This window comes from Polaromonas sp. P1_F8 (assembly GCF_056405635.1).
Map to the genome: position 1 here is coordinate 546923 of NZ_JBFUBS010000002.1, position 23179 is coordinate 570101.

Sequence of the window (23179 nt, forward strand, 5' to 3'; positions counted from 1 at the left end):
GCGCAAATGCCAATGCCAACAGGCTTCCACCGCCCCAGACTGAGACAAGCACAAAGGTGCCCCAAACCGAACCAAGCATAGGGGCAGCAGCTACCAGTATCTGCCCGCTCAAGAACGCCAACAAGGCGATCAGCAAAAGCCACCAGCGCCCCGCTGCCGCAAGCGCGACCAATATCCCGCCAACGGCTATTAAGGACCACCCCGCAAAGAAACCCCAGGCTTCGCGCCACGGGTAGGGGTAGACCGCGCCACGAGACATAGGCTTGGTGTCGCCAAGAAGAACGGCTCCAGTCGCCACAGCGTGCTGCACCGCTTGACTCAACCTCAATCCCGCGAAAAGGCAGATACAGGCACCGACTACGACGACAACAACGCGAACTCCGATGCTAGGCATTGAGCCTTGTCTCATTTAAATAGTCTCCCAAGGGAATTCAACATATGAGCCCGCCAATTTCTACCCGGTCATCCGCCAGCAATACGAAAGCCAAATCCTGCTTTGGACAGAGCTCCTCATTGCCCCGCGTCACATGGATGTCCACCATAGACCGATCTCCATTGGCCTGAACGTAGAAAAAGTACTTTGGCGGCGTGCCAGCCTCAAGCGGGAAATGTTCGAGAGACCCGTCGTAGGGCTTTATGTCGATGCTGAAGCGTTCTCCATAGGCCGACAGCGCGTCTCCCAACGTTCGGGCATTCACCAGGAACGGTGGTTCGTCATGCGGCTCGTAGTGGCCCCGTTCGGCACGCCGGTCAACTCGCCTCGGCCAGGAAGGCCCGTACATTGCAATCATGCTTTTACGCTCCAAAATTTTAGATGAAAGGCATTTTCTGGCTTGCCAAGGGACATCAGCTTGATGGAAGGTCAGGCGAACTCACCTGGGCTCGGCGATTGAGCGACTGCATCAACGAGACCTGTGCAACCAGATTGTGTGCATGCGTACCAGCGGCTTTCAGTGAAATGACAGTCTCCGCCCAGGTTGTCTTTGACAAACAAGCAGTCGATAAATCTGCATTCAGTGAAGCTGCAACCTGCAAATGAGGCGCCGCGAAAGACGCACTTTTTGAATTCGACGTTCACAAATGTTGTGGTATTGAACAGGCTCCAGTACCACTCAGATTCCTCGATGACACAGCCAACGAGAACGCCGCCGAAACCGCTACCCTCCATACAAAGTTTGCTGAAGTTGCAGTATTTGAACGCCGCCTCATCCCAACCTTTGGGTAGCGAGTCTTGGTCAAAGTCAGTGCTCTCAATGTAGATGGTCATGGAAAATCGGACAGAAGCGGGTTTTGAGCGAAGTGCCTGACGTAATGTATGCCGCAAAACGCTGCGGCATACATTGGCGGTTTCGACCGTAAAACGGTTGCGAGCAACGGCTTCAGGCGGCGCGTAACGCAGCCCCTACCCGCGCAGGAAATGCATCGCCTTCAGTGACCTGCCGCCAATCCTCCTGCCCCATCCAGTCACGCAGCGCAACCACGCCTTTGGGCGTGATCTCCAGCGCGCGCATGCCCTGGCGGCGCAGCAGCCAGCCGCGCTCCAGGCTGTGCGTGCAGATCAGCGTGCCGAGTTGCCCGGCGACATGGAAGCGGCGTTCGCTCCAGTCCAGGCACGGGCGGCAGTAGGGGCGCTTGGTGTTGATGCTGGTCGGCGACGTTGACATCTCAATCCCCAGACGCGCCAGTACGGCGCCGGCCTTGGCGGTCACATGGCCGGCCTCGCCATCAAACGTGATGGCGCCGTCGGCCACAAGGTGATGGGCAATGGCCACACCGAGGCGGCCGGCGATGTGGTCGTAGCAGCTGCGGGCCATGCGCATGGCAGCGTCTTTGGGGCCGGGCACTACGGAGCGGCGTGGCGCGGGTGCATTTTGTGAGGCCAGTTGCGTGATGCCTTCGAGTACGCGGGCCACGTCGACCGAGGCCAGGCGGTGGTAGCGGTGCCGGCCGTGCTGCTCTACGCACAGCAGGCCGCCTTCGACCATCAGGGCCAGGTGACGGCTGGCGGTTTGTGGCGAGACATTGCCGACGCCCGCCAGTTCGTGGGCGGTGAGCGAGCGGCCGTCCAGCAGCTCCATCAGCATGGCGGTGCGGGCCGGTTCGCCGACCAGCGAGGCGATGTGCGCGATTTGGTTGGTATTCATCATGGTTTAAGACCTTCTGAGTACCAACCTTAGCAGCATCGGGCGGCCCATGCTTCGCTCCGTGACGAAGCATCAAAGTCGGGCTTCGCCGCACCATGAAGGCTATGCAGCAACCGCTGCCGCCCCTCAAGGAGAACTCCATGGAACTGCCAATGACCCCTGCCCTTCAGCCGCCGGCGCCACGCGCGTTTTACGGCGTCACCGTTGTGCGCGCCGCCTTTGTATTGGCCATCTTCGGCTGGGGTATTGGCTTTTACAGCCCGGCGATTTTTCTGCACGCGGTGCTTGCGCGCACCGGATGGGCACTGCCCTTGGTGTCTGCCGCCGTGACGTTTCACTTTTTGTTCGGCGCGGGCGTGGTGGCCTGCATGCCGCGCATCCATGCCCGGCTGGGCGTCGCCGCCACTACCGCTGCGGGTGCCGCCGCGCTGGCACTGGGACTTCTGGGCTGGGCGCTGGCTGCACAGCCCTGGCAACTGTTTGTGGCTGCCATGCTGACGGGCGGCGGCTGGGTCACGATGGGCGCTGCGGGCATCAACGCCATCATCTCGCCGTGGTTTGTGCGCGGCCGCCCCATGGCGCTGGCCAAAGCTTATAACGGCGCCAGCCTGGGCGGTGTGATTTTCTCGCCGCTATGGGGCGCTTTGATCGCGGCGATGGGCTTTACCACCGCCACCCTTTTGGTGGGCGCGGCCATGCTGGCTGTCGTGGGGTGCCTCTGTTTCTACGTGATCGCGCAAACGCCAGAGCGCATGGGCCAGCAGCCTGACGGTGACGCACCGGGCACGCCAGCACGCAGCGTCACCTCTGCGCATGCCAAACCCTTGCCGGGCCGCCTGCTGTGGCGCGACCGCAGCTTTCGTACGCTGGCCGCGGCGATGGCGCTGAGCATGTTTGCCCAGGCCGGCTTGATCACGCATTTGTATTCGCTGCTGGTGTCAGCGCTCAGCACCCAGGGCGCGGGCCTGGCGATGGCGTTGGCCACCGCTTGCGCCATCGGCGGCCGCAACATCGTCGCCAAATGCATGCCGGCCGGTGCCGACCGGCGGCTGGTGGCCAGCATGAGCTACGCCGTGCAGATCGCCGGCTCACTGTTACTGGCCTGCGCGGCAGAACACCAGACCGCGCTGATCCTGCTGGGCGTGGTGCTGTTCGGCATCGGCATCGGCAACGCGACATCGCTGCCGCCGCTGGTGGCGCAGGTGGAGTTCGTCAAGGAAGACGTGGCGCGTGTGGTGGCGCTGATCGTGGCGATGTCGCAGGGTCTTTGGTCGCTGGCGCCAGCCACGTTTGCCCTGTTGCTGGTGACCGGCAACGGGAGCCCGGCGCACCTCGGTGCGGGCACTGGCCTTTACTTTGGCGTGACCGTGCTGCTGCAACTGGCGGCCATCGCCTGCATGCTGGGCGGTCGCAAGCTTGCCGCCTGAAGCGCTTCAGGAAAGGCGCGGCGTGGCGTCGGGCTTGCAGGCCTCGGCGCGTGCCAGCAGCAGCTCACGTTCGCGCAGGTTGCGCGTGAGCGAAGCGGCGCGTTCGAACTCGGCATGGGCTTCGTCCAGCCGGCCGAGCTTAAATAAAAAGTCGGCGCGTACGCTGGGCAGCAGGTGGTAGTTTTTCATCAAGGGCTCGGCCAGCAGCGCATCGGCCACCTCCAGCCCCGTCGCCGGGCCAAAAGCCATGGCCAGCGCGACGGCGCGGTTGAGTTCCACCACCGGCGAGGGCATCAGCTGCGCCAGCGCATCGTAGAGCGCGGCGATGCGGTGCCAGTCGGTGTCGGCGCCGGTGGGAGCACGTGCATGGCACGCGGCAATCGCGGCCTGCAGCGCATACGGCCCCAGCGCGCCGCCCAGCGCCTCGGCGCGCGCCAATGCCGCAAAGCCGCGGCGTATCAGGATATGGTCCCAGCTTGCGCGGTTTTGCTCGAGCAGCAAGATGGGTTCACCCGAAGGCCCGATGCGCGCCTTGGCGCGTGAGGCCTGGATTTCCATGAGGGCGACCAGGCCATGCACTTCGGGCTCCTGTGTCGCCAGCTCAGCCAGCACGCGCCCCAGCCGCAAGGCCTGGTCGCACAGCGCGGGCCGCATCCAGTCGCCACCTGAAGTGGCCGAATAGCCTTCGTTGAAGATCAGGTAGATCACTTCCAGCACCGAGGCCAAGCGTGCGCCGCGCTCTTCGGGGCCGGGCACTTCAAAGGGCACGCGCGCCTCGGCGAGGGTGCGCTTGGCGCGCACGATGCGTTGGGCCACGGTGGGCTCGGGCACCAGGAAGGCGCGTGCGATTTCGTCGGTGCTCAGGCCGCCCAGCAGGCGCAGCGTGAGCGCGATGCGCGCCTCGGTCGACAGCACCGGGTGGCAGGCGGTAAAGATGAGGCGCAGCAGGTCGTCGCCATAGTCGTCGCCGTCGTCCCCGGAGCCGACCTCGTCTATGTCGGCGAAAGCCATTTCCTGCTCCAGCTCGAGTTCATGGCCCAGCTCTTCGTGCTTGAGCGCGAGCAGCTTGCGCCGCCGCAGGTAGTCGATGGCGCGGTGCTTGGCCACCGCCATGAGCCAGGCGCCCGGGTTGTCCGGCACGCCCGTCTTGGGCCAGCGCTCCAGCGCGGTAACCAGCGCGTCCTGCGCGATCTCTTCAGCCAGGCCCACCTCCTGCACCATGCGTGCAACCTTGGCGATGACCTTGGCCGACTCGATGCGCCAGACGGCGTCGATGGCGCGATGGGTTTCATTGGGCGCCATGCGGCTTCAGGCGCCCTTGCCCTTGCTTTTTCCGCTCGGCGCTTGCTGCATCTCAACGAAGCCGGCGGCGGCTTCCTGCACGTCGGGCGGGAAGTCCTCCATCTCCTGCACCTGGCGCACTTCGATGATTTCGTTTTCGCCGCCGGGGCAGCGCGAAGCCCATTGGATGGCTTCTTCACGCGAAGCCACGTTGATCATCCAGTAGCCGCCCAGCACTTCGCGGGCTTCGGCAAAGGGGCCGTCTTTGACATGGGCCTTGCCACCGGGAAAGGTGACGCGAGCACCCATGGAAGGCGGGTGCAGGCCGTCCAGCGCGAGCAGCACGCCGGCTTTTTGCAACTCCTCGTTGTACTTCATCATCGCGGCGACGGCGTCGGCGCTGGGCATGGTGCCTGCGTCGGCGGTTTCGTAGCCTTTGGGGATCATCAGCATCATGAATCGCATTTGAATACTCCTTGAATGTGGGGTGAGTGAGCCGGGCTTACTTTTCTGCAGCAGCCTTCATGTCGGCCAGGCCAGCTTCGAAATCCTTGCCCACCATCTTGTCCATATCAAAGAAGACATGCATGACCCTGGCAATCAAGGGCGCGGGGCCGGACATGTCCCAGCTCACGACGCTGCCGCCGGCTTGCGGCTGGATGGTGAAGACCACCTTGTTGTGGGCTTCAAAAGGTTTGCTGAAGTTCAGGTCTATCCTGACGAGCGAAGACGGTACGGATTCGGTGATCAGCATGTCGCCCGTGCCGACTTCCTTGCTTTCCCAGGCGTAGGCAGAGCCCTTGCCGGTGGCCGGACCGCTGAAGCTGCGCTTCATGGCGGCGTCCTTCTTCTCCCAGGGCGACCAGGCTGCCCACTGTTTGTAGTCGTTGATCAGCGGGAAGATTTTTTCGGGCGGCGCCTGGATGGTGGCCTGGCGCTGCACGCGGAAGGTGTCGGGCTTGTTGGAGGCCAGTATCAGTACGGCCACGATAAAAACCACGATGGCGACGGCTGCAATGATGGCGATGGTCTTGAACATGTTTTATTCCCTTAAGTTGGTGTTCGTTCACTTCGATAAATGGGCGAGCGCCGGGTTTATCGGGCCGGTCCGGCCTCCAAAAAACGTCTGCTCACTGGTACGACGAACGAAAAACGCGAAATCGACATGCCTCGCCAAAAAAATTTCAAATATTTTTGGCCGGAACCCTGAACGCTAAGCCTGTGCGAAATCGGCAGCCTCAAACAACAGCCGAATCTCGACCTCAACCTCTTCCGTATCCCGAAACGGGAACGGATAGGCCAGCGCCCAGTCCACCGCGGCCTTGAGCGACCGCGCCTGAATGATCCAGAAACCGGCCAGCAACTCTTTCGCTTCGGCGAAGGGCCCGTCCATCACGCTGGGTTTGCCCCGGGTGAATTTCATGCGGGATGCGCTGGCGCTGGGCTTAAGCCCTTCGCCCATTAGCAGCACACCGGCCTTGACGGCGTCGTCATTGTGTTGGGCCATACGGCCCAGCCACTGGCTGTCGGGCACGATGCCGGCCTCGGCCCGGTCATTGGCCTTGAGCAAAATCATGAAACGCCGGAAACCCTCGGGCAGCGGCGGCGCGCCTTCCCCAGCAACGCCGCGCAGGCCGCCGGGGCAGCCGCCCTCGCGGATTTCCAGCGAAGTATTGCCATCCGCATCCTCTTGAGGCCAGCGCTTGAGCCATTCCAGTACTTCATCCCTGGAAGCCGCCTCAATCATGGTGAAACCGGCGATCAGCTCTTTGGCTTCGGTGAAGGGGCCATCGATGACCGTGGGCTTGCCACCGGAAAACCGGATGCGCGCGCCCTTTGAGCTTGCCTGCAGGCCTTCGCCGCCCAGCAGCATGCCGGCCCTGGCCAGTGCTTCGTTGTAGGCGCCCATGGCGGCCAGCAGTGCGGGGCTGGGCAGCTCGCCGGCTTCAGTGCTCGCGTCGGATTTGCGCAGGATCATGTATTGCATGTGGATTTCCTTAGGCAGCCCGCGCCGCCGTCCCCGGTTTTTACCTCAAACACGGGGCTGGCGCGTTTCAGCTCTTTGCTTCTACCTGCCGGCGCAGGCGTTCCTCGGCTTCGCGAAGTTCAGGCGTGAATTCGGCGCCGAAATCTTCGGCCGAAAACACCTGACGGATTTCGATTTCGGCTTCGCTCTCAGGCGGTAACGGGCAGCGTTTGACCCATTCAATTGCTTCCTCTTTTGACGAGACCTGCAGCATCCAGAAACCGGCGACCAACTCTTTGGTTTCGGGGAAAGGCCCGTCGATCACGGTGCGCTTGCTGCCGGAAAACCTGACGCGCGCGCCTTTTGAACTGGGGTGCAGCCCCTCGCCCGCCAGCATGACGCCGGCCTTGACCAGCGATTCGTTGAACTTGCCCATGTCGGCCAGCAGTTGTTCGCTGGGCATTTCACCGGCTTCGCTGTGTTTGTCGGCTTTGATGAGGACCATGAATTTCATTTCGGACTCCTTTGGGTTTGCGTTGGGAGCGGAGAGCCCGGACAACCCAGGCAGAAAAATCCTGCTCTTACCGGTACGACGAACGGGAAGAGCGAAATCGACAGCGCGGGGCCATCTTTTTTCATTTTTTTTTGTAACGAGGCCCGAAAAGGCCTGGTACCTGGCTCAGGTCAGCAGGGTCACCGCTGCCGAAAAGCTGAAAAAGGCCAGCACCGTAGACAACAGGATGATGCGGGCGATGCGCCCGTTGTCCGCGCCGAAGCGCTCGGCCAGCAGCGCCACATTGCTGGCGCTGGGCAACGCCGCCACCAGTACGATGACTGTGAGCGCGAAGGGTTGCAGCGGCACGCCCACAGCGATGGCACCCAACCCGACGAGGCCCACCAGTACCGGGTGCACCACCAGTTTGATGAGCGCAACCGGCACATACTCTTTCAGGGGTGTGGCAGCCGTGCTGTTCATCTGCGAACGCGCCAGCACCGCGCCAATGGTAAATAGCGCCACAGGCGAGGCCGCATCGGCCAGCAGCCCGACGGTCTGCATCACCGGCGCGGGCAACATCACACCAAAGCCGGACGACAGCGCGCCCAGCACGATGGCCCACGGCATGGGATTGAGCGCCACGCCCTTGAGCGCATTCTGCGCGGCAACCTCGGCGCCATGAATGTCGGCCGAGTCCAGCCGCGACAGCGCGATGCACAGCGAGCTTGTCACGAGCAAGTCAACCAGGATGGTGACGATGGCCGGGCCGGCGGCCTGCGCGCCCAGCAGTGCCACCAGAAGCGGCACGCCCATGAAGCCGGTGTTGGGGAAGGCCGCCACCAGCGCACCGAAAGATGCGTCGTTCCAGGCAATACGGCCCTTGCGTGTGAGCATCACGGTGAAGGCCACCATCAGCAATGCGCACACCAAATAGACGGCCACCAGGCTCGCGTCCAGCAGCTGGGCAATCGGCGTGCCGGCGCCAAAGCGGTACAGCATGCAGGGCAATGCGAAATACAGCACGAAGGTGTTCAGGCCAGGAATGGCCAGCTGCGGGAGCAGGCCCCGGCGTGCAGCAAGGTAGCCGCACAACACCAGGGCGAAAAAAGGGAAAGTGACGAAAAGAATGCTGAGCACGGCGCTGATTGTCGCCCACGCCCTTGCGTGCGAGTGCGCAATACGATGCCGCTTGCACGCCGATTGAGCATAAAAAATAGCTGCGGCGCAGACAGTGTCTGCGCGAGCAGCTATATTTTTAATAGCAAAAAGTGGCTGGCCAGCTGGTCCGCGTCAGGTGATCCCGATCTGAACCTGCCGGCCTGCCGCCGAACGCATGGAACTCGCTCGGCAGCGTTGCCCTTTAAAAGCTGTGCGCGATACCCGCGTAAATGGTTCTTTGCCCTTGGTTGACCGCCGGATTTCCCGAGATCCCACCGTCCACCCCGAAGTTGGCGCCACTGGAGTTGCTGACGCTACCGAATGACGCGTACAGCAGGGTGCGCTTGGACATGCTGTAGTCCGCACCCACCATGCCCAGCGTGGCCTTGCCGGCCACCCGGTCAGATTTGACGTGGAAGACCGAACCGATCAGCGTGAGCGCCGGCGTTACATCGTAGCGAACGCCAACCCAGGCGTGCTTGAGCTTGGACGCGGCGGTGAGGGCCGCGTCGGGTGCGGTGATGTAGTCGTAGGCCGCATAGAGCTTGGCCGGGCCGAACTTGTAAGTGCCGCCTATGATGGTTTCCTTGGAGGTGCTGAAAACATCCGTGAAGGTGGCGGTAGCATTACGGCGCGCGGAATAAATGGCGCGCAGCATCAGGTCCTGGTTCGCATAGGTCATCGATATGCCTTCGCCGCGGAGTGCCTTGCTGTTGCCAGCCTGTTCGCCGAATGAGATTTGCCCGGTGGCGCTGAAACCGCCAAAATCAGGCGTTGAATACTCCACCACATTGTTGGCACCGGGCCAGCTGCGGCCCCTGACCAGAGTGGCGCTACCCACCCACTGCTGGCCGGTCGGGTCCAGGTCCCATACGTCGTTGCTGATGAACAGGTTCTTGCCGACGCGGAAACTGCCCCAGCTGGCGTTGGACAGACCGACATAGGCGCGGCGGTTGAACAGTCCACTACCGGTCGCCCCGTTTTTAAGTTCAAAACCGCTTTCGAGAAGGAAGTTGGCCGCCAGGCCGCCGCCCAGGTCTTCCTTGCCCTTCATGCCCCACATGCTGGTGCCCCACTGGTTGCTGGCCACCATGGATTTGGAGAAGCTGGCATTGGCCACCGGGTCATACACATGGTCGATATACGCCAGGCCGGATACGGCACGTCCGTACAAGGTAACACTGGACTGGGCCGAGGCCAACTGCGGAGCCAGGGCAGCCGCGCAGGCCACACCGACGTACACACTACGGAAAGCAGCTTTCATGATTTGTCTCTCTTTGCTATGGTTAGGTTGAGTCAGTTAAAAAGTCCGGATATGCCCATTCGCCGGCATGGCTGCCCAGAGCGAACCCGGTTCGGGCGGGGAAAATCTTGGCTGCGGGCTTTCATCGTGCTTTCCAGGCCCGGCCGTTTGGGTATCGTGTTCATTGCGATCAACGGGTCAGCAGGGCCCGGTCCAGATGCACATAGCCGCCATCGGGATGAATCCACTGGCCCGTCGTGTGTGAGGCGCGATCGGACAGCAAGAACACCACCGTGTCGGCAATTTCGCGGTCGGTCGTCATGCGCTGACCGAGGGGAATCCGGGCCGTGATGTCGGCGAGCGCCGCGGCCGGGTCGGCAAAGGTCTTGAGCCACGTTTCATAGAGCGGTGTCATGACTTCGGCCGGCAGCACCGCATTGACCCGCACGCCATGCGCCGCCAGCGCGGCAGCCCATTCGCGTGTCAGCCCCAGCTGGGCCGCCTTGGCCGCGACATAGCCGCTGGTGTTGCCCTGCCCGGTGAGCGCCGTCTTGGAGGAAATGTTGACGATGGCGCCGCGCCTGGCCTTGAGCTGGTCCAGGCACAGGTGCGCCATCAGGTAGTAATGCATCAGGTTGGACTGCAACGAGCGCTGGAAGGCCTCGGGGCCGGCCTCCAGGCCGACGCTGTCGTTGACGCCGGCGTTGTTGACCAGCGCATCAATGCCGCCGAATTCGGCCACGGCACCCTGCACCGCGGTCCGGCAGGCCGATTCGCTTTCAAGTTCGAGCTGGAAAAACCCGTGGCGTGCACCGAGCTCCCGCAAGGCCGCGGAAAATTCCGGCAACAAGGGGCTGCGGCCGAAGATCACCGGCACGGCGCCCTCCCGCGCCAGCTGCAGGCTGATGGCCCCGCCAATTCCGGCGCCCCCGCCGGTGACAATGACAATCTTGTTTTGAAGGTGCAAATTCATCAAGGGCTCCGTTGTCAGACGTTGGTTATGGTCAGGCTCAGCCGAGGGTGTGTAGCGGCCATCAGCCCTTGAAGGCGTACTGCGCCAGCGACTCGCGCTTCATCTCAATCGAATAACCTGGCCGCTGCGGCGGCATGTAGGCGGCATGGCGAATCACGCAGGGATCCACGAAATGCTCGTGCAGGTGGTCCACGTATTCGATCACCCGGCCTTCCTTGGTACCGGCGATGCAGAGGTAATCGATCATCGACAGGTGCTGCACGTATTCGCACAGGCCAACGCCGCCGGCATGCGGACAGACCTTGAGTCCATATTTGGCCGCCATCAACATCACGGCCAGCACCTCGTTGACCCCGCCCAGGCGGCAGGCGTCGATCTGCACCACGTCAATGGCGCCCTGCATGATGAGCTGCTTGAACATGACGCGGTTCTGGCACATCTCGCCGGTGGCGACCTGCATGTCGCCCTTCACCGCCTCGCGGATGCGGCGGTGACCCTCGATGTCGTCGGGGCTGGTAGGCTCCTCGATGAACCAGGGCTTGGCAAAGCCCAGGTGCCCCAGCCACTCAATCGCCTCGTTGACATCCCACACCTGGTTGGCGTCAATCATCAGGGTGCGGTCGGGGCCGAGCACCTCGCGGGCGACGCGCACCCGCCGGATGTCGTCCTGCAGGTCGCGACCCACCTTGAGCTTGATGTGTGAAAAGCCGGCGTCCACCGCCTCCTGGGCCAGGCGCCTGAGCTTTTCGTCGTCATAGCCCAGCCATCCGGCGGAAGTGGTGTAGCAGGCGTAGCCTTCCTGCTCGAGCGTCTTCATGCGCGCGTCCTTGCCGGCGGCCTGGCGCGTCAACAGCGCCAGCGCTTCGGCCGGCGTGATGCAGTCGGTGATGTAGCGGAAGTCGATCAGCCTGACGATCTCTTCCGGGCTCATGCGGGCCACCAGCTTCCACACCGGCAGGCCCTCCTGCTTGGCCCACAGGTCCCACACGGCATTGACCACGGCGGCAGTCGCCAGGTGGATCGCGCCCTTGTCGGGGCCGATCCATCGCAGCTGGCTGTCCGAGGTGATGTAACGCCAGAAGCGGCCCATATCTTCAGTCACCCAGTCCATGTCGAGACCGACCACCAGATGGCGCATGGCTTCGATGGCGGCACAGCAGATTTCATTGCCGCGGCCGATGGTGAAGGTCAGGCCATGGCCTTCAAGCCCCGGCTCGCCGGTTCCCAGCACCACATAGGCGGCCGAATAGTCCGGGTCCGGATTCATCGCGTCCGAGCCGTCGAGATGCCGCGACGTGGGAAAGCGCACATCGATGACGCGCATGGATTGGATAGTGCTCATGAAGGATTGCCTGGGGATTGCTGTTTGACGGGTGAAGAAGCGCTTCAGCGCGTGGTAGCCCTGAGGCCGCCGCACCCATCAGTCATACAGAACCGCAGCGATCTTGGGATCGTTGATGGTGGTCTTGTCGTAGTAGTAAAAGCCGGTGTCGATGACCTTGGGCAGCTTTTCGCCCTTGAGGGACTTGACCGCCGCCTCCACCGTCTTGTAGCCAATGCCGACCGGGTTCTGGGTGATGGCGCCGGCCATCGAGCCATCCATGATGGCGGCCTTTTGCTGCTTGCCGGAGTCGTAGCCGATGATCACCACCTTGCGCTTCATTTCCCTGGCGCCGTTCAGTGCGCCGATGGCCGAGCCTTCGTTCGCGCCGAAAATTCCCTTCAGGTTGGGGTTGGCCTGCAGGATGGACTTGGTGATCTCGGTCGATTTGAGCTGGTCGCCGCCGCCGTACTGCACGCTGACGATCTTGATGTTGGGATAGGTTGACTTGATACGGTTGACAAATCCGTCGGTGCGATCGATGCCGGTGCGGCTGGTCTGGTCGTGCACCACCAGGGCGACATCGCCGCTTTTGCCGATCAGCTCGGCCATCTTGTCGGCGGCGAGGGCCGCGGCGGCCACATTGTTGGTGGTGGTCGTGGTTACCGGAATATCGCTGTCCACACCCGAGTCAAAGGCGATGACTGGAACCTTGGCAGCCTGGGCCTTTTTCAGCAGCGGGATCGACGCCTTGCTGTCCAGCGCGGCAAAGCCGATGGCCGATGGCTTTTTGGCCAGCGCCGCCGCGAACATGTCGATCTGCTTGTCCACCATGCTCTCGCTCTCGGGGCCTTCGAAGGTCACCTTGACCTTGTAGTCCTTGCCGGCCTGCTCGGCGCCGGCCTTGACGGCTTGCCAGAACTGGTGCTGAAAGCCCTTGGAGATCATCGGGATGTAGATCTCATCGGCGGCCATCGCCGTGCTCAAGGCAGACGCCAGGCCGAGGCCCAGTGCGAGGCTCAAAAGTGTGCGTTTCAAAATCATGTTTATCTCCGATCGGTATGGGGTTTGTTATGGGATATCAAAAATCAGACGTTGCATGGATAGGATTTGGGCTTCTCTTTGGCAAGAACTGCACTTGCTTGCATTTACCTGCGCTTTCGCAAAATATCGGCATACACCGCCACGATGATGATCAGGCCGGTCACCACCGTCTGCCACTCCTGGGCCACCGACATGATGCGCAGCCCGTTGGTCAGCACACTCATGATGAACGCGCCGATGATGGTGCCCAGAATCGTGCCGGCCCCGCCGCTGAGCGAAGTGCCTCCGATCACGACGGCGGCAATCGCATCCAGCTCGTAGCCCTGGCCCAGCGCCGGCTGCGCGGAATTCAGGCGCGAGGCGATGAGCAGCCCGGCCACGCCGCAAATCGCGCCGCTGAGCGTGTAGACAATGATCTTCCAGCGGTCCACATTCACGCCCGACAGGCGTACCGCCTCTTCGTTGCTGCCCAGCGCGAAGGTGTAGGTCCCCAGCACCGTCTTGTTCAGGATCAGGCTGGATACCACCGCCACCACAAACAGGATCAGCACCGCATTGGGGATGGGCAGATCGGGCAGGAAATAACCGATCAACGACTCCTGGGAAATGACCGAAAACTCCGGCGTGTCGTTGAAATAGATTGGCTTGGATTGGGTGATGACCAGCGACAGGCCTTTGAGCATGAGCATCATGCCCAGCGTGGCAATGAACGGCGGAATCTTCAGCTTGGCAATCAGCACGCCCGAGGTGAAGCCAGAGAACGCACCGAAGAAAATGGCAGCCAGCACGCCCAGGTAGAAGGGCAGGCCCCAATAGGTCAGCACCACCCCGGCCATGACTGCGCAAAAGGTCATCAGGGTGCCCACCGACAGGTCGATGCCCGAGGTGATGATGACAAAGGTGCAGGCGATGGCCAGCACGCCGTTAACCGCAGTGGCCTGCAAAATGCCCACCATGTTGTCGGTCTGCATGAAGCTGGACGAGGCCATGCTGAAGAAAATCAGCAACCCCAGCAAGCTGGCAAATGCCAACAGCTTTTGACGGGTGTTGCTGCTAAAAGCTGCAGTTTTGAAACCTTGCAGCAACTTGGAGACGGTCATGGGTGATGGTTCCGGTGTTTTTTTAGAATGCAACAGCGGCAACCATGCCGGAAACGGCAGCCGGGGCTTCGCGCTGGGTGGCGAGCTGCATGATTTTTTCCTGGGTCGCATCCCGTGCCGCCAGCTCGCCCGTGATGCGGCCCTCACACATCACCACGATGCGGTGGCTCAGCCGCAGCACCTCGGGCAGTTCGGAGGAGATCATCACGATGGCACGGCCCTGGGCCGCCAGCGCATTGAGCAGCTTGTAGATTTCGCTCTTGGCGCCCACGTCAATGCCGCGCGTAGGCTCGTCAAAAAACAGGATCTCGCAGTCGCGCACCAGCCATTTGGCGACGACGATTTTTTGCTGGTTACCCCCCGACAGCAGCGCCACTTTCTGCAGCGCGCTTGGGGTCTTGATGCCCAGTTGCGCGATCAGCTTTGCAGCCGTGTCCTGTATGGCAGCGGGTTTGAGAAGAAACCCGAAGCTCAAGAACCGCCGCAGGCTCGACAGCACAATGTTGGTCTGCACATCCATGCCGGTGGCCAGACCGAAGTGCTTGCGGTCTTCCGACAGGTAGCCGATGCCGTGCTCAACCGCGTCGGCCGGGCTATGCACCCCGATCTGGCGGCCCCTGACCCAGATCTCCCCTGAATCCCTTTTGTCGGCGCCGAACACGGCACGCGCCACTTCGGTCCGGCCCGCGCCCATCAGGCCGGCAAACCCGAGGATTTCGCCCTTGCGCACGGTGAAACTGACATCCTTGATCGTACGGCCGCGATTGAGCCCGCGCACCTCCAGCACGGTCTCCCGGCCCTGACCGGTTGCCGGCGGCCTCTCGTCTTCAAGCAGCGCGCGCCCGACCATCATGCCGATGATGGTGTCCATGCTGGTGGTGGCAGTCGGCACGGTGCCGATGTACTGGCCGTCGCGCATCACCGTCACGCGGTCCGAGATGCGCTTGAGCTCGTCCATCTTGTGCGAGATGTACACGATGCCAACGCCATGGCGCTTGAGCTGGCCGATGATGCGGAACAAGTCGTCGATTTCGGCATTGTTCAGCGCGGCAGTGGGCTCATCCATGATCAGCACGCGCGAGTCGAACGACAGCGCCTTGGCAATCTCGACCATCTGCTGGCGCGCCACTGTCAGGTCGCAGACCAGCGTGTGCGGTTCCAGGTTCAGGTTCAGGCGGTCGAAAATCGCTTTCGTGTCGCGGGCCATCTTCTCGGTATCGATGAACAGCCCAAGCCGCCCGATCGGCTCGCGTCCGATGAAGATGTTCTGCGCCACGCTCAGATGGCTCATCAGGTTGAGTTCCTGGTGGATGATGCCGATACCCAGTGCCTGGGCAGCGCGCGGGCTGGCAATCTCGACCGCCTGACCGTCGATGCTGATCTCGCCCGCATCCTTCTGGTAGACCCCGGCCAGTATCTTCATCAGGGTCGATTTCCCGGCGCCGTTCTCACCCATCAGCGCGTGCACCTCGCCTGCAGCAATCTCAAGCCGGGCGTTGTGCAATGCGCGCACTCCCGGAAAGGATTTGCACAGGTTGCTGATGCTCACAAGAGGTGTCATGGGCGGTTCCGGGCTGGCGCGGTGCTTGCTCAGATCGGCGCGATGTCGTTGACCGTGGCCAGACGGCCCGCCGACTGGCCCGGAGTGCGCCCCAACCAGGCGCTGCAGCAACGCCCGGAATCACCCGGGGCCCGGCAAACCGGTGTACGGGCCAGGCCGACGCCTTGGGCGGCCGCGCAGATCGATACTGTTTTTCCTTCCAAACTTCCTGGGTGCATGACAAAAACCTTTTTGCGTTGACGGAACCGTTCAATGAGGCGAAGGCACCAAAATCAGGAAACTTATTGTTACAAATGGTTCATTGATGAACAATCTATTCACTTATGGATCGAAGCGGTGTGAATCATAGAAATTTGCTCATCTTTCCAAGCTCCGGACTTTCCCTAGGTCAGGATTTAATTTATTGATGAACATTAAGTGCAAAAGTAAATAAATCTAAAACAATGAAGGCGAAAGTCTTCGCGAGCGCCGCGTGCCATATCAGGAGCGCTGCGTTACATATCAAAATTGCAATGCTTCTGACCTCACCCACCCTGCCGCCATGACACAAAAATATTCCGTTCTCCCGACGAATGACCACAACCCGAACGACGCTGGCGCCACCGCATCCCCGCCTCTTGCCGACGACCGCTACAGAGCACCGGCGCTTGACAAGGGCCTGGACATCCTTGAGTTGCTGGCTCGCCAGCCGCAGGGCCTGACGCGCGCGGAGATCGTCAAGGAAATGGACCGCAACGCGAGCGAGATCTACCGCATGCTGGAGCGGTTGGTGGCACGGCAATATGTCATGCGTTCGCTCTCGGGCGACCGCTATTCGCTGAGCCTGAAACTCTTCACGCTGGCGCACATGCATCCACCGCTCAACCGGCTGGTGACCCAGGCCATTCCCATCATGGAGGCCTTTGCGCACAAGGCTGAGCAGGCCTGCCACATGGGCGTCTATGACCAGGGCAACGTGCTGATCACCGCGCAGGTCAACGGCCCCGGCACCTGGAGCATGACGATCCGCGTGGGCGTGCATGTCGGGCTGGTCGATACCGCTTCGGGCCGGGTATTGCTGGCTTTCGCGGATGCCAGCCAGGCTCAGCAAATGCTGGCCCAACACACCGCACTCGAAGGCGAAGTGCCGATAGGGTCCGATGCATTGGTTGCCGCCCTCGGTGTCATCCGGGAGCAAGGCTATTTCGAGCGCGACAGTCTGCAGTCTTTCGGCGTGGCCGATATTTCCTGCCCCATCTTCGGGCCCGACCACAGCGCCCTGGCCGCGTTGACCTGCCCATACGTGCGGCGCATAGACCGCCACGTCGGCCCCGACCAGAAAACCGTGCGCCTGCTGCTGCAGCAGGCAGCCCAGGCACTGTCGTTGACGCAGGGTGGGTTCGCCCCGGCGAGCCGGAACGCATGAAGCCGAGCCAGATCGATCGCTACTAATTTGATAGCTGCTTGCGCTGGCATGCATTACCCTGCAGGCTTTTATTGCCTGAATCCGCAGTTGAAGCCGGTTCCGTTCGGCTGCGGTTTTTCACCCGGCCAGACCGACCGGCATGAAACCTGCTGCGCGGTCCCGGCCTGCGCTGCAGGCGCCAAAAAGGGCAGCCGCTATGATTTGCCGTTCACCGGCAGTACCTGACAAGGCCGGTCCCGCGCATTTTTCCCCTGGAACCGATTCTTTTTCATGACCCACGGCCTGAACCTCGCCCAACAAGAAGCCGTGAACTACCTGCATGGTCCCTGCCTGGTACTGGCGGGCGCCGGTTCAGGCAAGACGCGGGTGATCACGCACAAGATAGGCCGGCTGATCCAGTCAGGGCTCAGGCCCGAACAGATTGCCGCGATCACCTTCACCAACAAGGCCGCCGCTGAAATGCGCGAGCGGGCCAAGGCGCTGATCGGCAAAAGCGCCAAGGGCGTGCTGGTCTGCACCTTCCACGCACTGGGCGTGCGCATGCTGCGCCAGGACGGCGCGGCGCTGGGCCTCAAACCCCAGTTCTCGATTCTCGACAGCGATGACGTGACCAGCATCATCAAGGACGCTGGCGGCAGCACCGATGCGGCCACGGCGCGGCAATGGCAATGGACCATCAGCCTGTGGAAGAACATGGGCCTCAACGCAGCCGAAGCCCTGGCGCAGGCCAATGGCGACGAAGAGCGTGCCATTGCCCGCGTCATGGCGCACTACGAAGAGCGCCTGACCGCCTACCAGAGCGTCGACTTCGACGACCTGGTCGGCCTGCCGCTCAAGCTGCTGCGCGAGCACGACAGCGTGCGCGAAAAATGGCAGCAGTCGCTGGGCCATGTGCTGGTCGACGAATACCAGGACACCAACGCCACGCAGTACGAAATGCTCAAACTGCTGGTGGGCCCGCGTGGGCGCTTCACCGCCGTGGGCGACGACGACCAGTCGATTTACGGCTGGCGCGGCGCCACGCTGGACAACCTGAAAAAGCTGCCGCAGGACTACCCCAACCTCAAGGTCGTAAAGCTCGAGCAGAACTACCGCTCCACCAGCGCCATCCTGCGCGCGGCCAACAACGTGATCGGCCCCAACCCCAAGCTGTTTCCCAAGACGCTGTTCAGCGAGCTCGGCGAAGGCGAGCCGGTGCGCGTGATCGATTGCGACAGCGAAGAGCACGAAGCCGAACGCGTGGTGGCCCGCATCCAGAGCCTGCGCGCCGAAGGCAGCTTGCAGGCAGAAGGCGGGCAGTACAAGGAGTGGAAAGATTTTTGCGTGCTGTACCGCGCCAACCATCTGGCCAAGCCTTTTGAGAAGGCCTTTCGCAAAGCCAACATTCCGTACAAAGTTTCGGGCGGCCAGAGTTTTTTCGACCGTGCTGAAATCAAGGACCTGTGCTGCTGGATGCGGCTGCTGGTCAACAACAACGACGACCCGGCGTTCATGCGCGCGGTGACCACACCCAAGCGCGGCATCGGCCACACCACGCTGGGCGCACTCGGCACCTTCGCGAGCCAGTCGAAGCAAAGCCTTTTCGAGGCGCTCTTCAGCAACTCGCTGGGCTCGGTGCTGCCGGCCAAGGCGGTCGGTTCGCTGCATGAGTTTGGCCGCTACCTCAACGACCTCGAATACCGCGCCAAGCGCACTGTGGGCGCGGAAGACGCGCGCGTTTTCCTGAACGACTGGCTCAAGGAAATCGACTACGAGAAGCACCTCTACGACGGTGAAGACAGCGAAAAACTCGCGGCCGCGCGCTGGACCAATGTGATGGATTTCTGCGACTGGGTGGCCCAGCGCTGCGGTGGGCAGATCGACGACGCCTCAGGCGCCGTGGTGGCCGCCGAGACCAAAACCATGCTCGAAGTGGTGCAGACCATTGCGCTGCTTTCCACCATCAGCGAACGCGAAGGCGACCAGAACGTGGTCACCCTTTCAACCCTGCACGCCGCCAAAGGCCTGGAATGGCCACACGTGGTACTGGCCGGCGTGAACGAAGGCCTGCTGCCCTTCAAGCTGGAAGACGATGACGGCGTCAACACCGACAGCATCGCATTGCGCCTGCAGGAAGAGCGCCGCCTGATGTACGTGGGCATCACCCGCGCGCAACGCACGCTGGCTGTGAACTGGCTGCGCAAACGCAAGAAGGGCCGCGACATGATTCCCGGCGCGCCCAGCCGCTTCATCGCCGAGATGGCGCTGGACAAGGCCACGGTGAAAGAAGACCCGCGAGAAAAGCTCAAGGCCCTGCGTGCGGAGTTTGCGAAGAAGTCAGCGGACGGGATTGCGGCGGCAGCAGCGGCGGCAGAGACGCGCTAGCGCAGCCCTGTTCCGTGGTTAATTCGGCGCGAGATCAGGTGCCGGGCCGCATGAAGGCGTTTTCAGTGCTGTGGTTACAAACCGTTTCAGGCCGCGGGTTTTTACCGGTGCTTTACCTGATTGAGATCTATTCATGAGATAGTGCGCAAGCTCCACGGCCTGCGCGTTGCATCAACCCCGCACTCGCGTGCCCGAGTTTTCCGTTTCACCCCCTGCACTGCAGCCTTGGCCGCTCCGTCCGCCTTGCTGCCTTGCTACAGCCCGTACCGCACGGCCAGGCCGTGCACTCACTTGTTCATGACTTTGCTTTTTCTTCGACGCGCTCTTTTTTTAATCGCCGCTTGCGCAATATCCGCTAGTGCTACGGCCCAAACGAAACCCGACGCCGCGTGCCCGGCCGCCACGGAGATGAAAGCCGCACAACTCCATGGCCTGTGGGCCGTGCGTTTTGACCGCCCACCTGCCGGCTTGCCGGCCCGCGCCACCATGCTGCTGGAACGGCATGCCGAATTCGCCGAAAGCCTGGCCGGCATCGTGAGCCGCGACCTGGGTCCGGCCGTTGGCTCCAAAGCCATTGCAGGACATGCGGCCAAGGCCGCATTGGCCGGTGACCTGGAGGGTGGCATGTTGCTGCTCGACGAATCCTCCGACAATGTCAGCATCACCGGCACCTGGAACGGTGAAATGGTTGAAGGGTCTTGCGGCAAGGCCTTCAAGGGCACCTGGAAAGACACCAGCAGCAGCGCCCCCGACAATGCACCCGATGTGCCTTTTACGCTGACCCGGCTGCCCTAAACAGCGCAATTTTCAAGACCGAGCCATGCCACTGAAATCTCTCAATCCTGCTGCTGCATCGCTTTGCACGGTGCTTCTGGCCCTCCTGGGTCTTGGCGCCACGGCCGCGGCACATGCACAGGCCGCGCCGGCAAACCGTCCATCCAGCACAGGCTGGCAAACCTGCCAGGCCATGAAGGGCGACCCTGCGGCGCAGCTCACCTGCTTCCAGCAATGGGCCGATGCGCAAACGCCCGCCAACACGCCCGCACCCAGCCTGACCACAGCGCCGGCCAATGCCCAGACCGGCCAGCCGGCTACTCCGGTGCTGCTGTTGCCATCACTGAACACCGAAGCGCCGGACGGCAAGCCGATCGGCTGCAAAAACACCAGGTACTCGGAACTGTCCCGCTTCTGGGAACTGCAGCGCGGCACCGACTGCGACACGTTCTCGCTGCGCGGCTACCGGCCGATCACGCTGGCCGTCTCCACCGCCGACAGCGTGAACACGCAACCCTCATCACCCTCCGCCGGGCATACCGCGCTGACCTCTGTGCCCTATATGCGCACTGAAAACAAGATCCAGCTGTCGGTGCGCACCAAGGTCGCCAAAGGCCTGCTGAAAAGCGGCGACAACGACGACGACGACCATGACTCGGTATGGTTCGGCTACACGCAGCAAAGCTATTGGCAACTGTTCAACGGCAGCATCTCGCGGCCGTTTCGCACCACCGACCACGAGCCCGAGGTGATCTACATCTACCCGCACCAGATCCCTTTGGCCGGTGGCTGGAACTACCGGCTCTCGGGCCTGGGGCTGGTGCACCAGTCCAACGGCCAGTCGCTGCCGCTGTCGCGCAGCTGGAACCGCGTCTACCTGATGGGCGCCGCCGAGAAAACATTGGGCCAGGACTCGGGCCTGATCCTGCAGGGGCGCATCTGGGACCGGCTCAGGGAGTCCTCGGGCAATGACGACAACCCCGGCATCGAAAACTATGTGGGCCGCGCGGAAGTCACGGGCAGCTGGCAGATCAACAAGGCCAACACGGTGGGCGTCACGCTGCGCCACTCGCTGCGCAAGGAAGCCCGCGGCTCGGCCCGGTTTGACTGGATGATGGCGCCGGCCTCGTCGCCCAACTACACCGGCCTGCGTTATCACGTGCAGCTTTTCAGCGGCTACGGTGACAGCCTCGTGGACTACAACCGAAAGCGCAATGTTCTGAGCATCGGCCTGAGCCTGGTGGACTGGTAATTCCGCCGAGTTGCGGCGGCAGCCGCAGGCTCATCTGCTATATTTTTTATAGCTACTAGCGCCCGATTGTATTGGCTCTGAGAGCTTTTTCGCTTAAATCCTGAAGTGCACCCGGCACTCCCGCAGCCGCATGCGGGCCGCGGCCGCGAACAGCCACCTGCGCGCCGCCTTGCTTTAAGCTGTGCGGATGCCCCTCGTCGCCATCTCCACCGGTTCTTGCGCGTGCCTGTCACTGCGCGCACCGGCTGCGCCATGACCGAGCCCACCACCTTCACGCTGGCCTGCATCGTGGCCGGTGCGCTACTGATTGCCATGACCCTGGGCGGCTCTTTCATTGCACGGCTTCCGCTGAGCGCCGCCATGCTCTACCTCGGCGTCGGCGTGGCGATCAGTCCCGTCGGGCTGGGGCTGCTCAAACTCGACGCCCTCAAGAACACGGTGCTGCTGGAGCGCCTCACGGAGGTGGCAGTACTGATTTCGCTGTTCACCGCCGGCATGAAGCTCGAGTTCCGCGTGCGGGATGGCCGCTGGCGGATTCCGGTGCAACTCGCAACCGTGTCGATGGTGGTCACCGTGGCCGCCATCACCGCACTGGGCGTTTATGTGCTGGATCTGCCCGTGGGCGCCGCGGTGCTGCTGGGCGCCATCCTCGCGCCGACCGACCCGGTGCTGGCCTCCGACGTGCAGGTGGCCAACCCGGGCGACCGCGACCGACTGCGTTTCGGCCTCACCGGTGAAGGCGGGCTGAACGACGGCACCGCATTTCCATTTGTGATGCTCGGGCTGGGCCTGCTGGGCCTGCACGAACTCGGCGAAGGCGGCTGGCGCTGGTGGGCCGTCGACGTGCTGTGGGCCGTGGCCGGCGGTCTCGCCCTGGGCTGGCTGCTGGGCACGCTGGTGGGCCGCGCCATCCTCTACCTGCGCATGCGCCACCGCGAAGCACTGGGCTCGGACGAATTCATCGCGCTGGGACTCATCGGGTTGACGTACGGCCTGGCGCTGCTCTTTCAGACTTACGGCTTCCTGGCGGTGTTTGCGGCGGGCCTGGCGCTGCGCCGCATCGACGAGCCCGATGCGCGGCCCGTACCCCAGGCAGCGGCCGCGCCCGACGAAACGCTGAGCCCCGATGACCAGGAAGCCTCGGGCGCAGAAGCGCCCGCCCACATGATGCGCGCAGTAGAGCGCTTTAACAGCCAGCTGGAAAGCTTCGTGGAAGTCGCCATCGTGCTGGCCGTGGGCGTGCTGGTCGCCACCACACGCTTTCGCACTGAAGTGCTGTGGTTTATCCCGGCACTGTTCCTGGTGATCCGGCCGGCGGCGGTTTTTATCGGGCTGCTGGGAACCCCGGTCAGGGGTTCCCAGCGCCGCCTGATGGCCTGGTTCGGCATTCGCGGCATCGGCTCGCTGTATTACCTGCTCTACGCCATCAACCACCACCTCCCGCCCGCGCTCGCGCAGCGGCTGCTTTCCATCACGCTCGCGGTGGTCGTCGCCTCGGTGATTGCCCACGGCATTTCTGTCACGCCACTGATGAAACGCTATGAGGCGCGCAAACCGGGCAAGCAACGCAGGCCCTGAGAAAACGGCCGGTGTGCATCCCGCACAGCCTCACAGAATGTCACCTTATTGATAACGATAACGATTCTCATTTGTATAATCGCGCTTTGACC

At 62.5% G+C, this 23179-nt stretch carries 21 protein-coding genes; 6 read left to right on the forward strand and 15 right to left on the reverse strand.

Going from position 1 to position 23179, the window contains the following annotated elements; all coding sequences use genetic code 11:
• Positions 1 to 431 precede the first annotated feature (431 nt).
• The 3 genes from AC1D1J_RS11450 to AC1D1J_RS11460 all read right to left on the reverse strand — a co-directional run bounded on the left by AC1D1J_RS11450 (position 432) and on the right by AC1D1J_RS11460 (position 2144).
• Entirely contained in the window at positions 432 to 791 is a 360-nt protein-coding gene (locus tag AC1D1J_RS11450) for a hypothetical protein (protein WP_477694745.1), read from the reverse strand.
• 71 nt (positions 792 to 862) lie between these two features.
• Positions 863 to 1267: a pentapeptide repeat-containing protein gene (locus tag AC1D1J_RS11455; RefSeq protein WP_477688470.1), complete on the reverse strand. Its 405-nt coding sequence runs from the start codon at positions 1265 to 1267 to the stop codon at positions 863 to 865.
• Positions 1268 to 1379: 112 nt separating this feature from the next.
• The gene (locus AC1D1J_RS11460) at positions 1380 to 2144 is read right to left on the reverse strand and encodes an ArsR/SmtB family transcription factor (RefSeq protein ID WP_477688489.1); all 765 of its coding nucleotides are present in this window, start codon (positions 2142 to 2144) and stop codon (positions 1380 to 1382) included.
• A gap of 140 nt (positions 2145 to 2284) precedes the next feature.
• On the opposite strand from AC1D1J_RS11460, the gene AC1D1J_RS11465 reads away from it, so the two are divergent.
• Positions 2285 to 3571, forward strand: coding sequence for an MFS transporter (locus AC1D1J_RS11465; RefSeq protein ID WP_477694746.1), 1287 nt, complete (start codon positions 2285 to 2287; stop codon positions 3569 to 3571).
• A 6-nt stretch (positions 3572 to 3577) separates the two neighbouring features.
• On the opposite strand, the gene AC1D1J_RS11470 is transcribed toward AC1D1J_RS11465, so the two are convergent.
• The 12 genes from AC1D1J_RS11470 to AC1D1J_RS11525 form a co-directional block, all read right to left on the reverse strand.
• Entirely contained in the window at positions 3578 to 4873 is a 1296-nt protein-coding gene (locus AC1D1J_RS11470; RefSeq protein WP_477694747.1) for an RNA polymerase sigma factor, read from the reverse strand.
• A 6-nt stretch (positions 4874 to 4879) separates the two neighbouring features.
• Positions 4880 to 5317: a YciI family protein gene (locus AC1D1J_RS11475; protein WP_477694748.1), complete on the reverse strand. Its 438-nt coding sequence runs from the start codon at positions 5315 to 5317 to the stop codon at positions 4880 to 4882.
• Between the two features lie 37 nt (positions 5318 to 5354).
• The gene (locus AC1D1J_RS11480; protein ID WP_477694749.1) at positions 5355 to 5891 is read right to left on the reverse strand and encodes an SRPBCC family protein; all 537 of its coding nucleotides are present in this window, start codon (positions 5889 to 5891) and stop codon (positions 5355 to 5357) included.
• A gap of 174 nt (positions 5892 to 6065) precedes the next feature.
• Positions 6066 to 6839 carry a YciI family protein gene (locus tag AC1D1J_RS11485; RefSeq protein WP_477694750.1) on the reverse strand — a complete coding sequence of 258 codons (774 nt, stop codon included), beginning with the start codon at positions 6837 to 6839 and terminating at the stop codon, positions 6066 to 6068.
• Between the two features lie 67 nt (positions 6840 to 6906).
• A complete protein-coding gene (locus AC1D1J_RS11490; protein ID WP_477688464.1) occupies positions 6907 to 7332 on the reverse strand; it encodes a YciI family protein in 426 nt (141 codons plus the stop codon).
• 165 nt (positions 7333 to 7497) lie between these two features.
• Complete coding sequence (locus AC1D1J_RS11495; protein ID WP_477694751.1) at positions 7498 to 8451, reverse strand: AEC family transporter; 954 nt, start codon at positions 8449 to 8451, stop codon at positions 7498 to 7500.
• Positions 8452 to 8674: 223 nt separating this feature from the next.
• On the reverse strand, positions 8675 to 9736 hold the full coding sequence (locus AC1D1J_RS11500) for a porin (protein ID WP_477688462.1): 1062 nt from the start codon (positions 9734 to 9736) through the stop codon (positions 8675 to 8677).
• A 169-nt stretch (positions 9737 to 9905) separates the two neighbouring features.
• A complete protein-coding gene (locus AC1D1J_RS11505; RefSeq protein ID WP_477694752.1) occupies positions 9906 to 10688 on the reverse strand; it encodes an L-fucose dehydrogenase in 783 nt (260 codons plus the stop codon).
• A 61-nt stretch (positions 10689 to 10749) separates the two neighbouring features.
• The gene (locus AC1D1J_RS11510) at positions 10750 to 12030 is read right to left on the reverse strand and encodes an L-fuconate dehydratase (RefSeq protein ID WP_477694753.1); all 1281 of its coding nucleotides are present in this window, start codon (positions 12028 to 12030) and stop codon (positions 10750 to 10752) included.
• Positions 12031 to 12108: 78 nt separating this feature from the next.
• On the reverse strand, positions 12109 to 13050 hold the full coding sequence (locus tag AC1D1J_RS11515) for a substrate-binding domain-containing protein (protein WP_477688488.1): 942 nt from the start codon (positions 13048 to 13050) through the stop codon (positions 12109 to 12111).
• 107 nt (positions 13051 to 13157) lie between these two features.
• A complete protein-coding gene (locus tag AC1D1J_RS11520) occupies positions 13158 to 14153 on the reverse strand; it encodes an ABC transporter permease (protein WP_477688459.1) in 996 nt (331 codons plus the stop codon).
• A 22-nt stretch (positions 14154 to 14175) separates the two neighbouring features.
• Positions 14176 to 15714 (reverse strand): sugar ABC transporter ATP-binding protein, encoded by a 1539-nt coding sequence (locus AC1D1J_RS11525; RefSeq protein ID WP_477688458.1) that lies wholly within the window; start codon positions 15712 to 15714, stop codon positions 14176 to 14178.
• Between the two features lie 541 nt (positions 15715 to 16255).
• Between AC1D1J_RS11525 and AC1D1J_RS11530 the strand changes: the two genes are divergently transcribed.
• From AC1D1J_RS11530 to AC1D1J_RS11550, 5 genes are all read left to right on the forward strand, one after another.
• A complete protein-coding gene (locus AC1D1J_RS11530) occupies positions 16256 to 17119 on the forward strand; it encodes an IclR family transcriptional regulator (protein WP_477688457.1) in 864 nt (287 codons plus the stop codon).
• Between the two features lie 270 nt (positions 17120 to 17389).
• Positions 17390 to 19483 (forward strand): ATP-dependent helicase, encoded by a 2094-nt coding sequence (locus AC1D1J_RS11535; protein ID WP_477694754.1) that lies wholly within the window; start codon positions 17390 to 17392, stop codon positions 19481 to 19483.
• 408 nt (positions 19484 to 19891) lie between these two features.
• On the forward strand, positions 19892 to 20278 hold the full coding sequence (locus AC1D1J_RS11540; protein WP_457282668.1) for a hypothetical protein: 387 nt from the start codon (positions 19892 to 19894) through the stop codon (positions 20276 to 20278).
• Positions 20279 to 20303: 25 nt separating this feature from the next.
• Positions 20304 to 21509 (forward strand): phospholipase A, encoded by a 1206-nt coding sequence (locus AC1D1J_RS11545; protein WP_477694755.1) that lies wholly within the window; start codon positions 20304 to 20306, stop codon positions 21507 to 21509.
• A 252-nt stretch (positions 21510 to 21761) separates the two neighbouring features.
• Positions 21762 to 23087: a cation:proton antiporter gene (locus AC1D1J_RS11550; protein ID WP_477694756.1), complete on the forward strand. Its 1326-nt coding sequence runs from the start codon at positions 21762 to 21764 to the stop codon at positions 23085 to 23087.
• The last annotated feature ends 92 nt before the right edge of the window (positions 23088 to 23179 follow it).